Source organism: Thermostilla marina, assembly GCF_054657455.1.
Genome location: NZ_BAAHYR010000001.1, coordinates 1,853,616 through 1,867,165, shown reverse-complemented (window position 1 = coordinate 1,867,165; position 13,550 = coordinate 1,853,616). Strand labels below are relative to the sequence as shown.

Below are 13,550 nucleotides of genomic sequence, written 5' to 3'. Positions count from 1 at the left end.
GCCCACCCGAATGTCGCAGGCGCAGTGCCCGTCCTGCACTTTCCAGTTTGCTGTCAGACGACGTGGCCCCCGCGCATCGACCACAACATCATGGGCTCGACGAGCGTACACCGCTACATTACGTTCTTCCGTGGCAAAGGTCCACCTCCCCGCCGGCGCATGCTCCATCGTGAACTTCGGGCAGGTTTCCCAACCATCGATTTGACAACGAGTTACGATCGCAACGAGCGTCTTCCCGCACGCGAGCCGAAAGGGTTTCGACACGCTTTCCCCATTGCACGGTCGTCGACTTGAGGAAAATCCGGCGAAGAGACGTCGCGTAAAGTCGTTGGCGTATCGAAGGTAACGGTTCTGCTTCTGCGCCACACAAAGAAATCGCACGGCGAACCCGGCTCGGGCATTTGACAGCACTGCAAGCACCGATACAATCAACGCTCATCGGGTGACACACAATTCTGATGACACGGCTTCGGCCGTTGATCATTGCGCGCCTTTTCTTTCCGCGCATCGCCGCGTGGACTGGCGAGTGATTCGTCATGGATGCTCGGTTCGAACTGCGGGAAGGGTGCGCGCGCCGGGAGCAATCAGGACGTGGCCAAGGACGATATGGACATCGTGTCGGCGGTGCTCGGAATCATCGCCGACAGGGTCGGAGCAGAACGATTCGCACTCTGGTTCGGATCGCGCGCTCATTTCTCGTGGCACGGCGACGCCCTCGTCGTCGCCTCGCCGAACCGTTTTTTCATGGAGTGGATTCGGTCTCGCTTCGGACGTGTGATCCACGAAGCCTGCCGATGCGTGCTGGGCACCGTTCCGCCCGTTCGATTCGAAGTGGTTGCCGATCGCTCCTCCGGCGAGTCGAACGACGTTGCGCAGACGACCACGCCCGGTTCAACTGCATGCGCAGCCGTTCGGCAGTCGCAAAAAGTGACGGCTCGGGCCGCAAACACGCCGAAGGATGTTACCAATTCGCGATCGAACAAGAATCGCAAGGTATCGATTGCCGCTAGCGCCGGCAACGACGGCGCGGCCGACTCGACGTCTCCGCGTAGAGTCGCTGCCACAACAACCACGCAACAAGGCCGAAGAACTGCGACGCGCGCCACGAATCGCGTCCGACGGTCCCAAAACACGACAAGACGGGGCGGTCCGACTTTGTTCGATGTCACAGCCGCCGTCGAATCGATACCGATCGCTGCCGCGGAAGGCCCTTCTCACTCCGACCAAAAGGCGACCTCTGCCGACCGGCGTTCGGCGTTGCGTGATGCGATATCCGAATCCAACGGCACCTCGCGTTCCTCCGCGGCAACCGATTCGGCCCCCCGTAGACGCACGTGGAATGTTCTCGAAGAATTCGTCGTGGGCCCGTCCAATCGGTTGGCCTACGCCGCCATCGAATCGGCCTTACGGCGTCCGGGCCAAATTTCGCCGATCTTGCTGTACGGACCGACCGGCGTCGGCAAGACGCATCTACTCGAAGGCGTCTATCGCGAGGTTCGACGCCGACATCGACATTGTCCCATCCTGTATCAATCGGCCGAACAGTTCACCAGCGCATTCATCGAGGCTTTGCGGGGCAGCGGGATTCCGAGTTTTCGGAGGAAGTTCCGCGGGGTTCACCTATTGATCTTGGACGATTTGCACTTCTTCCGCGGCAAGCGGCAAACGCAGATCGAATTGACGTACACGATCGACACGCTGCTGCGGGAAGGTCGACAGATCATCCTGGCAGCCGATCGTGCACCGTCGGAACTTCGCGACTTGGGGCCGGAGCTGGTCAGTCGTCTGCAAAGCGGGATGGTATGTCGGATCGATCCGCCCGATTTCGCCACGCGACGGGGAATCATCGACCGTTTTGCGGCACAACTTGGCCTGGAAATACCGGAAGAAACCGCCCAGTGGATCGCCCGCCGATTCTCCCGTCACGCGAGACAACTTTCCGGCGTGTTGTGCCGGCTACAAACGGCCGCCCGCGCATTCAATCGCCCGATCGATCTTCAACTCGCCCACCAAGTGTTGGGCGATTTGCTCGCCGAGGCCCAACCCCGTGTGCAATTGGCCGAGATCGAGCAGGCCGTTCGCGACACGTTCGGTCTGGAAGAAGGTGAACTGCAATCGCGGCGACGCGACCGCGCCGTCAGTTATCCACGCATGTTGGCGATGTACCTTGCCCGTCGCTATACACAGGCCCCGTTGAGCGAAATCGGCCGCTACTTCGGCCAGCGAAGCCACAGTACGGTCATCTCGGCGCAGAAACGTGTCGAGGGCTGGCTCGAAGAACAGGCCGAGGTGCAAATCGCCAAGCGGCGTTGCGATGTGCGATCGTTGCTGGGCCAGGTGGAACGTCGTTTGCGCGTCGGCTGAAGGGCGTGTTCCGGCTTCGCGCACAAACCGCTCTTTCGCCCATGCGCAATAAAGAGCGTCGGCCGAAACGAGGCCGTCTCGACCGACGCGTCATTTCTTCGAACACGCACCGGCATCCTGCGTTATGCGAACTTGGTGACGCCGGGGGTCGCCACGGGATAATGTCCGTCGGCATCGGGCAAGACAGGCGGATCGGCTTCCCAATCGTATTCCTTGGGCGCCAATAGCTCTTCCGATTGGATGGCTTGCTCCCAACTGATCCGCTGTCCGGTGTAGGTTGTCATTCGCCCCAGGATTGCCATCATCGTGCTGTAGGCCATGTATTTGCCGTTGTTGATCGGGGCGTTCTCACGAATCGACTTGTACAAAGCCTCGTGTTCGGCGACGTACATGTTCTTGCTGGAACCGTCGAACTTCCAGGACGTTTCACCTTCGATGGCGAACTTGTTGAGCACGTAGCCGGTACCCTTGGTTCCGAACACCTTGTCGGTCGTATCGTTCCAACAACCGGCCATTTGCCGGCAGAAGGAATACACCCGCACGCCGTTTTCGTATTCGTAACATACGGCGTGATGATCGTAGATTTGCCCGTAGCGCGGCTGCTCGGTGCGTACTTGTCGCCCACCCAACCCCCAGGCATAGGCGGGCGGTTCGTCGCCCATCACCCACAGAGCCTTATCCAGGCTGTGCACATGCTGTTCGACGTTGTGATCTCCCGAAAGCCACGTAAAGCAGTACCAGTTTCGCATCTGGTATTCCATCTCGGTAATCGAGGGATCGCGGGTGCGTCCGCCGATCATCCCCGTGTTGTACGTCTCTTGGATCGTAACGACGTCGCCGATTGCCCCGTCGCGAATCCTCTGGATCGTTTCCCGCGTGGCGGTGTGATAGCGCCAGCACAACCCCGAAACGAGACTCAATCCTTTTTGTGCCGCCAATTCCGAAGTTTGCAGCACCGAACGAACACCCGGAGCATCGACGGCAACCGGCTTTTCGCAAAAAACGTGTTTTCCCGCTTCGATCGCGGCCTTGAGATGAATCGGTCGAAAATGAGGCGGCGTGGCCAGGAGAACGACGTCCACATCGGCATCGATTGCCTTTTGATACGCATCGAAACCGACAAACGACGTGCTTTCGTCGACCAACACGCGATCCGGTGCCCGCTTTTTCAGGTTGGCCAAACTCGTCTGCAACCGATCCTCGAAGGCGTCGGCCATTGCAACCAGGCGAGTTCTCGGATCGGCTTCGAAAGCGTTCGCCACGGCACCCGTCCCCCGGCCGCCGCAACCGATCAACGCCAAATTGAGGAATCCCTCACTACCGGCGGCGTGAGCGCTACGGGCGATACTCAACCCCGCGGCAGCCCCGGCAATCAAGCCCGAAGTCTGCAAAAATCGACGCCTGGACGTCGTTCCACGCGTTTGGTGCACTTTGCTGTCGGCCATGAAATACACTCCTCGTCGAACGGTCACAGATACCCAACGGTATCCTGCGCAAGAATCGGGGGAAAATCCTTCCAACCGGCAGGACGCAATGGGAGCGTCGCACGCCACGTGTGCATCCTAGTCAAGCCGCACGCGCCGTGCAACTTTTTCGGACGAGCCCCGCACCTCTCCCGTCACGTTGCCCTCGCGAGAACACATCTCGCATGAATCCCGAAGGCGCGAAACGTCGCAAGCCTCTAGCGCAGTTGCGAGAAATAGCGAAGAAACTCTTTGTCGAGCTGTTGCAGATCGCCGAAACAAGCTTCGAAGTCGGCAATGCGCGTGTCGGCATCGTCCCAAATCAGCGGCTTTTTCTCCTGCAATCGCCGGAGATAGGCCACATACTCTTTCGGCTTGCGATGCAGCAAGAAGTACGTCAATGCCCATGTTTCGGCATACGCGTCGGCGGCTTGATCGACATCACGAAAGCGTGCGTCGTCGGCAATCAGCGTTCGCAGGGAAACGGCCGGACGTCGCGGCAAATATTGTCGCATCTGTTCGTACCGCGGGCGATTGATCACATCCGAAGTGCTCCATCCCCGCGTGCTGCGTACATCGGGAGTCTCGAAATAAACGGCAATTCCTTCGCTCAACCACAGCGGAGTATCCGTCCACCGACAGTTCAACCCGCTGTTGTACGCAATTTGGTGTGTCGCCTCGTGAATCACGGTGGCCAAGTTGGCCAGCATCTCGGGACGATTCAAGTAGCGGTTGATCTGTGCGGCATTTCCACGAGCGGCGCCCCCGCTCAGGTCGAACAACTTCATACGGTTCGTTTCCAGGTTGTAGAACCCGAGAATACCGGTGACACCGTCGCCGACTTCGTCACGATTGTTGCGAATAAACGATTCCCGCGATCCGTACACGATCGCCGCCAAAGGAACGATCGGCTCGCGAAGCTCGAAGCCGCGACGCGAGAAATAGTTGTTGAACGCCGTGAACAGCCGCTCGAACAGGCCACCGCACCAGAGTGCGTAGTCCCGCGACGTCTCGTACGCGATCACATAATGAGCCGTCTGGACAACCTGGAACCCTTGGGGCAATTCGGCGAGCAAAATTCGGGCCATCTCGTCCTTCGAAACACCTTCGAAGGGGCGAAGATCCTCGTCGTGTGCGAGGACGTCGCCGGGCATGATCGTCCACAGCCGGCCGTCTCGCCCCAAGAGCATCCGACTGCCGTCCTGCCCTGTTGCGATGACTCGACCGGCAACCTCGATCTCGCCCGTCTCGGTCCGCAGACGAAACGAATCCATGGCTGCCGCACGTCGGCAATCGACCGAAACCCAATGGAGGCCGAGCACGACAACCAAACCAACAAGACGTTTATGGAATCGGTTCACAACGATCGTTTCCCCGGAACAGAAGAGACGGTTCGCCAGGATCTCCGCTCTTTCTCGATTATAGCGTGCCCCAATGCGGTGCTTTCCTGATTTCTTCTTGCTGTATCGAAATCGGCTGTTCACACAGTCACCGTGCGCGATCGCCACCAGCGCCAGACCGCCCAAAAGCCTCCCGCAAGGACGAATCCCTGACCGAGACACACGGCGGCGACACGTTCTTCGATACCCGCATGCCACAATCCGGCAACTTCGACGGGAACCGTGGTGATTCCCGGAGGAAGCAGCATCAACGTGATCGGCAACTCTGTCATGCTCAAGAGAAATGCGGTCAGGAAAATCGCTACGATCGGACCGCGGCGTGCCGCGGAATAGGCTGCGAACACATCCCACGCCCCTGCCCCGTGGAGTGCGGCCAAACGTAGTTGCTCGCGAGGAAACGTCCTCCATGCGGCCTCCCACAAAATCGCTACGATCGGGGCAACACGCGACACACATCCCAAGACAGGTGCAAAGATCGTATGATCGTACAACCACGAGATCGGCGGCCAAGGCGCCCGGCTGAACAGCTCGATCCATCCTACGGCAAGCCACGGTGCCGGCAGCGCATAGATCACAATGCCCGCAAAAAGTAACGTCGTGCGAACGCCGTCCCGGTAACGAAAGCACCACAAGGTCGCGGCCGCCAACAGTACCGATACCATTGCCGCACAACCGGCGATCGCCAATGACCACATCCATGCATGACGCAATTCCCAGTTGGTCGCTACCACGCGGGGCAAAATCGACGCGGCCCGCCAATGTGCCTGCCAAGTACCTGCGTGCTCCTCAAAGAAAAGCCCCGCACGATACGTCAATCCCGCCAACGGTACACACAAGACGACAAGCGTCGCCGACCACGCGAGCCACGCAAGCCGCGAAGGCCGTCCGTCGTTCTCGACCCTGACCAACGGCCGCGAAACGTCTTCCCGCAGTGTTTTCCATTCCGCCGATGTCGCCATGACGACCGCGAAGCCCACCACGACGCCCATGGCAGGGAACGACGCCGTCAACGCTTCCGAAAGCGGCGTTCCCATGGCGAATCGTGAATAGATGTCCTCAGCCCATGTGCGGACGGCAAATCGGGCCGGCAAGGTCATTTCACCCGCCGCGGCCAAGAAACTCCACGCCCAGCCGCACATGGCCCAGACGCTTAGATGTGGAAGCACCACGAATCGAAACGCCCGCGCGCGTCCGCCGGCCAACAGCGTGGTTTCTTCGAGCGACTTGTCTGCCCACGAGGCCGCAAAGCGCCCAAACAGAACGCCCCAAGGCAACCAGGCAACCGCTTGGATGCCGATTACCGCGAAAATCCCGTGCCGTGCCGCACCGCCGGAGATCGCGACGGTCGCCAGCACGCCGTGTTCGCCGAAAAGCGCCGACTCCCACGCGATCCCTTGCCAATAGGCCGGAACGGCAGCCAAGAAAATCCACATCGCGGTCAGACGATCGCGATCGGGCAAGCGGGCGATCATCGCACCCAAAGGCACAGCGAAGAACATCGCCAAGAACGACGATGTCCCCGCAACCAGCAGCGTGTTGCGCAATAACAGGCGTTGATCTCCGGCGGCAAACCAGGCCCACGCGATCACGACGATCGCCGTGACAAGCGTCAACCCGCGTCGTCCGAAAACCGTCGTTATCTTTCGGCGTGCGTCAAGCCGTGACGAATGCCTTTCGGCAAGCATGGGCGCCGAACGGTTTTCGCGTTGCCCGCGTTCTCCGAACTTAGAAGGCATCACCGCCGGTCAATTTTTGTTCGACTCGATCGGCTTGCCACGCGATCGCCGGAATGATGCGGGCGACATCGAGGGCATTGATGGTTGCCGCGGGCAGGCTCGCCTGGAGAACAACCATCTCTTGGCCGCTGATCGATCGCAACCCGAACGCGCCGTACACCAGTTTCGCATTGTAGCGCAACAGGGCGATGGCATTCTTGGGAGAAGACGGACCGCAAATAGACCAAAACCGCACGGCTCGCTCTTCGTCGTCCCCCTTGCCTTCCACGAATTCCACGTGGACGACTTGCTTTCGCAACTGCCCGATGGGAACGGTGACTTGCAGGGCGTCCCCCGACTCGACCATCTGGTAGCCGGCCGACTCGATCGCTCCGCGAACCACCGCCTTGGGATCCACCTCGACTTCGGCGAGCTCGGCGAAATCGAGCCCACCCGTCCCGGCAGCCGCAGCTCCCGCCGCGGCAGCCCCGACGGCCGGCGCCGGTCCGGCCCCAGGTTGCGGAGACGTCCCCCCGGCTCCCGGTTGTTGCATGGCTTGGTTGATCATCTGGGGCATCATCATGCCGAACCCGGCCCCAAACCCCATCGCCATCGGTCCTCCAGCTTCGCCTTTTTGCTCGGCCAGCTTGGTCATACTCTGGGCAGTCTGGAATTTGAGGTAGGCGTTCAAATCGCCCACAGCCCCCATGCTGCTGCGGGCATCGATCGCCTTTTGCACCTCTTCCGGCGGTGTGATCGCATTTACGAAGAAATCGACCAGTTCGAGGCCGTATTTTGCGAATTCGGCAGCCACCTTGGCCCGCGTTCCCGAGGCGATCTCGTCATACCGCGCCGGCAAGTCCAAGATGCTCATCTTGACCGTTCCCAACAGGTCGGTCATGCGGGCGACGATCAAGTCCTTCAGGAAGGAGGTCACCTCTTCGGTCGTGTATTTCCCTTGGGTTCCCACCAAGGTGTTCAATAATACGGTCGAGTCGACGATGCGGAACGCGTACTTCCCGAAACTTCGCAATCGCACCATCCCGAACTCGGGATCGCGAAACACGATCGGCTGACGCGTTCCCCACTTTTGATCGAGGAATACCTGTTTTCCGAAGAAGTAAACCGAACACTGAAACGGTGACTTTTCCCACGGGATCGTCAACAGCCGCGTGATGATCGGCAAGTTTTGCGTGGTAAGCGTGTATCGGCCAGGGCCGAATTTATCCAGCGCTTTCCCGTCGCGGAAGAAGACGGCTTCCTGATTCTCTTGGACGATTAGTTGGGCGCCCAACTTGATGTCGGCAGAACCTTGCTGCGGCACCCGATGGACCAACGTCCGGTTCGTTTCGTCGAAGTATTGAATGACCTCAAGTCGGATTCCCATCTTCACTCACCTCTTCGGTCGTCGCTTGAATTGGCAGCCGCCGGGTGGTCGCCCCGAACCGTGAACGCCGCAAACACATTCACCGACTGTGGGACCATCCCATTGGCCATCATCGTGTAGTTTCAGCCCAACCCCTGCAAGAGGTCGTCCCGTTCATCCCAGAGATCTTGCAGGTTTTCGATCTTTTGTTCGATTTGCGGCAATACCGATTCGACACCCTCTTGCCGATCGGCCAACGTCTCGATCGTTCCGGCCAAATCGTCCACCACGCCGATCAATCGAACGTCGAAATCATAGAGCTTGTCCAAGAGTGCCTCATCGACCCGCACCAAGTCGAAAAATCCGCTGTAGCCCTGCATGGCACCGCGAATGCGGGCAATCAAGTGGTCGACTTGTGAGCGAATGCGATCGATGCGAGGCAACACGTCGATGAGTCCCGCTTCAGCCAAGAGCCCCCCTACGTTGTCCATCGCCCGCTTCGATCGTTGCAGTCGATCGGCCAACCATTGCCTTTGAAGCTCGTCGCTGTCACGGCGATATTCCTTTTCGAGGTAGCCCCGAAAGCCGGGAATGTACCGTAGGATCGTTTCAATCCAATTGCGATGCTTGGTATGTTCGATCGGTTCCGGCATCGATGACACCTCGTGCAGAAAGAAAATCACAACCTCATTCCGTCGCGACGGTCGACACACGCTCCCGACCGCCGGTCTACCCAAAGTAATTCGACGAAAAACGCCATGCATTGGGCCCTTATCCGGGGGCATCTTACCGAATAGAGGGGTGTCAATGAACCCCTAAATACGGGCACATCTCGGTTTTCCTCGGACAGTGTGCCGGCCGGCCGCCGAACTCGTCTTGGAGTCCTGCCCCGCTTTGGCTATAAGTTCTCAGCCGTTTGTCAGCTTTGCATTTCCATCGGCACTGCCATGGAGTACCCGACCTCATGCGATTTGCGGGCATCTCGATTCACCGAATTCCCTCGGCTTTTTGGCGCGTCGTGTGGACCTTCGCCGGATGCGCCCTCGTTCTCGCGGCCTCGGGGTGCGGGCTAATTGCGAAGTATCGGCCCTACGTAGATGAGAGCGAACGCCAGTTTTTGCCGCCCGACTTCGAGCATCCCGCGGCACGCGTCGAACGCCTGGAAAAAGCTGTCGCATCGAAGCCTGACGAGGCGGAAAAACGGCGCATCGCGGCCGAAATCGCCCGGTTCTTTCAAGAAAGCGACGATCCCTCGATTCGCCAAGACCTGACAAAGTTGGCCGCGAAACTCGTCGGTCCCGACACCGTGCAAGTCCTTCGAACGGCCGCCCGGGACCCTGATCCCCGGGTGCGCATGGCCGCCGCCGAGGCCCTGAAAGACCTGCCCATCCCCGAAGCGACACCGTTGTTGGTGCAACTGGCCGAAAACGATCCCGACAGTGATGTGCGACACACGGCCATTGCCGCACTGGGCAAACGAAATGATCCTGCGGCTTTACAAGCACTCGGTTCGCAACTGAAAACGCGCGATCCGGCCACCCAATACCTTGCGATGAAGTCCCTTCGCCAAGTTACCGGCGAAAACTTCGGCTACGATGCCCGCCAATGGCTGGCTTACCTGGAAAACCGGTCTGGAACCCCTAATTCAGGTCAGATGATTGCCACCCGTCCAGTGGAGCCGTCTCGCTAAGCTGGACCTTTCGCTCCCCTTCGCCTCAAACGGTGGGTTGCCCCGGCACCAATTCTCCCCAACTACTTGGGGTTTTTGAGGTTGCAGGGATATTGCAAAGAGCGTACCATAGGGTTGCATTCTCAGCAAAAGCGGCGATCCGGACATTCGCCGCGAGCCGAAACTACCTCCACAGGGCTAACCACCCTGCCCCTTTCGGTGGAGACACGACGGCATGGCCCCCGTTGAACCGACCATCAACCGGCTCGACGCATCGGAAACGAAAGCGCCTCACGACGCTGCCCCCAAAAACTCGCTGGTTCTTTCAGAGCGTTTCTCGTTACTCTTGCGACAAGCCATTCATATCGCGGAAGTCGTCGAAGCCGAGGCCGTCCTGTTGTTGCTTTCGGGGACGGCCAAATGGGCACGACTGCGAGATTTGGCCGGCAAGCAACGCATCATCGTGGCAACCGACACCGAGGAGCAGCTTGAAGGTGCCGCCGATGCGGATTTCGAGACAATCGCGCTCGATATGCCCGAGTACGCCACGTATGACCGGCTGTCCCAAGCGATCATGGAAGCGGTCGCCAATGAAATGATCAGCAATGCCGGATGCGTCGTCGCCGTCTACAGTGCGTTCGAACCCAATAAGATCGACACGCTCAGTATCATCATCCCGAAAGACCATATGCAAAACGTCAACGCCCGCGAATTTCGCCGGGTAATCACCAACATTCCGTCGCAAGTTCTTCGTCACGTGCTGGACTTGGCGGTCGAGATCGGGCGCGACGGACGTGAAGGCCATCCGATCGGCACGATGTTCGTGCTGGGCAACCCTCGCAAGATTTTGCCCTACACCTCGCCGTTGGGCTTCGATCCCGTTCGCGGCTACAATCGCGCGGAACGCAACATTGCCGAACGAAAAGTTCGCGAAGGCCTCAAAGAGATCGCGATGATGGACGGCGCGTTCATCATCTCGCCCAAAGGCATCGTCGAAGCGGCATGTCGTTACATCAACTGTCCGGCCACCGACATTACTCTGTCGAAAGGTCTCGGATCACGGCATTGGGCTGCGGCGGCGATTACCCGAACCGTCCCCGATGCAGTCGCCGTCACCGTCAGCCAGTCGGACGGCACAGTTCGAATCTTCAAAGACGGCGAAGTTCTCTGGCGAATTGAATCGCGATCGCGAAACACCGTCATGTGGAAAGAGTTCGATCACCGACCGATTCCCGGTTCGTAAGCCACGGACCGCGTTTTTCTCGCGGTACATGTGTTCAATACCGCGCACCCGGCCGCGACGGGCGCTCGATCACGAGTTCCAAGTCGAAACGGTGGTACCGATCGGCTTGGTGTAGAATCTGCTTCGGCCGAATCCAAAGAAAGCTGCGCACCTCATCCACGTTGCCCGGCTCGGGGACCACGTACAGGAATAACCCGGCGTGGTTCGTTTTCCGATGCACGAAGCCGTAATTTCGAGCCAAGAACGCGACCAGGCGATTCGGGTTGCCCGTCGTCCCGTGGAACGTGATTCGTTGGACGGTCTGTTCCGGCGTGAAGTAGTACGTCAACGATCCGGCGATGTCGTCTTCCCGTGTGCCGGTCGTCAAGGGTACCCGATAGCCCTGGAGTCGCAATTCGGCCAACCCGGCCGAGACACGCGGCCAGTGCGCCAAGATCCAGTCGGGAGTCACGTCGAATCGAAAAGCCGACTCCAGCGGAATCATATCGATTTCGACCAATTCCGAAACCGGCGGCGGCGATTCAATACTCATCGGCGGTTTCGGTTCAGGCGTTTCCGAGATCGGCTTATCGGCAGGCACAGAAACCGCCACCTCCGGCGAGTGCGCAATGGTCGATACGACCTCCACCAGTCGGCCGGCTCCCCACAAAATGGCCGCCGGCGACATCGCCAGTATCGAACCGATCAAGACGACCAGCGACCGTTCCAAAATACGGGGCGGCCCCACCGGAGACGCCTTTTGTTCCTCACTCATTCGCGCGTACCATCCTGCCTGTCGGGATACTCATTCCCCATAACGACACGTTTTCCCTTCCTCTCTGATCGACTCCAAAGAAGTTCATCTTGGTTTCCGGCTTCGCGGGAGGTTTTCTCGTTTCATTCCGTTCGGCTCGATCGAACGTGATTTCCTTCGGAACCGCCAGTTCTTGCCACGAATCGCGGGTGACCTCTTCTGTAACTTGCCCGACCGGCATTGTCGGCGCCTCTTCTCAAACGTCGGTAAAATGATTTCATTATCATCTTTGGAGCGTATGTCCCCTACCCGACCACACACAATTCGGACGGCAGCGTGCGTGCCCCACCCGTCCCCGAAGGCGATGCCGGACACAGATCTGAACATCTACCGAGAACTCCTCTCCGATCGAGGCCGCGAAGCGCTGGCCGAAGCCGACGCTCTCCTGCGCGAGCTGCCGCTGAATACCGCGGCGAACCGCCTTCGCAAACGTTGGTCCTCCGAGTGGGTCGCTCTCGTATTGCAGCAATGTCGCCTCCGCCGAAAGGCAGCTCTCAAGTTCCCGTTTGCCGATCGAATGTTCTTCACCCCCATAGGGCTCGAGCAAGCAACCGATTGGTGGACCGCCGAATACAAGGCACGATCGTTTTCTAACCGTGCTCGAGTGGCCGACTTCTGTTGCGGTATCGGAGGCGACCTGCTCGGGATTGCACGGCACGCGATCCCTGTTGGAATCGACCGCGATCCGTTGTCTCTCTTGTTCGCTGAAGCCAATCATCGTGCTTGTCTCGAAGCTACGGGGACCGAATCGCCCAAATTTGATGCCGAGTTTCATTGCAGTACGGTGGAGTCGTTCCCGCACGCACACGATTGCTGGCACTTGGATCCCGATCGGCGTCCCAAGAATCGCCGCACGACGCGTGTGGAGCTGCACGAACCGGGGCCCGACGTCATTGATTCGGTGCGAAAACGTTGTCCCGACGGCTTATTGAAACTCGCGCCGGCCGCAGAAATTCCGGCAACATGGGAACGGGCGGCGGAACTCGAATGGATCAGCCGCCGGCGAGAATGCCGTCAATTGGTGGTGCGATTCGGCAATCTTGCAACGCACCTCGGAAGTCGTTGTGCGACCATCCTAATCGACAACGGTACGCCCGAGCCTGCCGTAGCCCGCACGATCTACGCTCGGCGCGATTACGAGGAGCCGATCGCGGCATCGCAGCCGGGTGATTACCTTTACACGCCCGACCCGGCCGTCATCGCCGGTCGACTGGTCGACGACCTGGCTACTGAGCTTGGGCTGGCGCGCGTGGATTCTTTCTCGGCGTATCTTACCGGCCCCCTCATTCCGCCCGATCCGGCGGTCCAGCGATTTCAAGTCGAGGCCGTGCTTCCGTTTCGCCCCAAGAAGATCCGGCCTCTGCTGGCGGAGCGTCGTATCGGACGGCTGGAAATCAAGACCTGGGGCGTGCCTGTCGATATCGAGAAGCTCCGCAAGCAACTGCGCGTCACGGGTCAGGAAGCCGGGGTTCTATTGATCACGCGCAAGGGAAAGTCGGTCGTGGTCTTTTTCGCTCGACGCGTCGACGACACATGA

At 59.4% G+C, this 13,550-nt stretch carries 10 protein-coding genes; 4 read left to right on the top strand and 6 right to left on the bottom strand.

Features of this window, described 5'->3' with window-relative positions:
* Positions 1 to 540: 540 nt before the first annotated feature.
* The gene (locus ACYQ2I_RS06760; RefSeq protein WP_460166246.1) at positions 541 to 2,364 is read left to right on the top strand and encodes a DnaA ATPase domain-containing protein; all 1,824 of its coding nucleotides are present in this window, start codon (positions 541 to 543) and stop codon (positions 2,362 to 2,364) included.
* Between the two features lie 122 nt (positions 2,365 to 2,486).
* On the opposite strand, the gene ACYQ2I_RS06755 is transcribed toward ACYQ2I_RS06760, so the two are convergent.
* The 5 genes from ACYQ2I_RS06755 to ACYQ2I_RS06735 form a co-directional block, all read right to left on the bottom strand.
* Positions 2,487 to 3,809 carry a Gfo/Idh/MocA family protein gene (locus ACYQ2I_RS06755; protein WP_460166245.1) on the bottom strand — a complete coding sequence of 441 codons (1,323 nt, stop codon included), beginning with the start codon at positions 3,807 to 3,809 and terminating at the stop codon, positions 2,487 to 2,489.
* 236 nt (positions 3,810 to 4,045) lie between these two features.
* Entirely contained in the window at positions 4,046 to 5,101 is a 1,056-nt protein-coding gene (locus ACYQ2I_RS06750) for a DUF1570 domain-containing protein (protein WP_460166244.1), read from the bottom strand.
* A 206-nt stretch (positions 5,102 to 5,307) separates the two neighbouring features.
* Positions 5,308 to 6,840 carry an ABC transporter permease gene (locus ACYQ2I_RS06745; RefSeq protein ID WP_460166243.1) on the bottom strand — a complete coding sequence of 511 codons (1,533 nt, stop codon included), beginning with the start codon at positions 6,838 to 6,840 and terminating at the stop codon, positions 5,308 to 5,310.
* Between the two features lie 112 nt (positions 6,841 to 6,952).
* Positions 6,953 to 8,329: an SPFH domain-containing protein gene (locus ACYQ2I_RS06740; RefSeq protein ID WP_460166242.1), complete on the bottom strand. Its 1,377-nt coding sequence runs from the start codon at positions 8,327 to 8,329 to the stop codon at positions 6,953 to 6,955.
* A gap of 122 nt (positions 8,330 to 8,451) precedes the next feature.
* The gene (locus ACYQ2I_RS06735) at positions 8,452 to 8,961 is read right to left on the bottom strand and encodes a hypothetical protein (protein ID WP_460166241.1); all 510 of its coding nucleotides are present in this window, start codon (positions 8,959 to 8,961) and stop codon (positions 8,452 to 8,454) included.
* Positions 8,962 to 9,272: 311 nt separating this feature from the next.
* Here ACYQ2I_RS06735 and ACYQ2I_RS06730 point away from each other — a divergent pair, with 311 nt between their 5' ends.
* Positions 9,273 to 9,998, top strand: coding sequence for a HEAT repeat domain-containing protein (locus tag ACYQ2I_RS06730; protein WP_460166240.1), 726 nt, complete (start codon positions 9,273 to 9,275; stop codon positions 9,996 to 9,998).
* 214 nt (positions 9,999 to 10,212) lie between these two features.
* Positions 10,213 to 11,220 (top strand): DNA integrity scanning protein DisA nucleotide-binding domain protein, encoded by a 1,008-nt coding sequence (locus ACYQ2I_RS06725; RefSeq protein ID WP_460166239.1) that lies wholly within the window; start codon positions 10,213 to 10,215, stop codon positions 11,218 to 11,220.
* A gap of 34 nt (positions 11,221 to 11,254) precedes the next feature.
* Here the strand turns inward: ACYQ2I_RS06725 and ACYQ2I_RS06720 are convergent, their stop codons facing one another.
* Positions 11,255 to 11,974, bottom strand: coding sequence for a DUF6690 family protein (locus tag ACYQ2I_RS06720; protein WP_460166238.1), 720 nt, complete (start codon positions 11,972 to 11,974; stop codon positions 11,255 to 11,257).
* 343 nt (positions 11,975 to 12,317) lie between these two features.
* Here ACYQ2I_RS06720 and ACYQ2I_RS06715 point away from each other — a divergent pair, with 343 nt between their 5' ends.
* Entirely contained in the window at positions 12,318 to 13,550 is a 1,233-nt protein-coding gene (locus ACYQ2I_RS06715; protein WP_460166237.1) for a class I SAM-dependent methyltransferase, read from the top strand.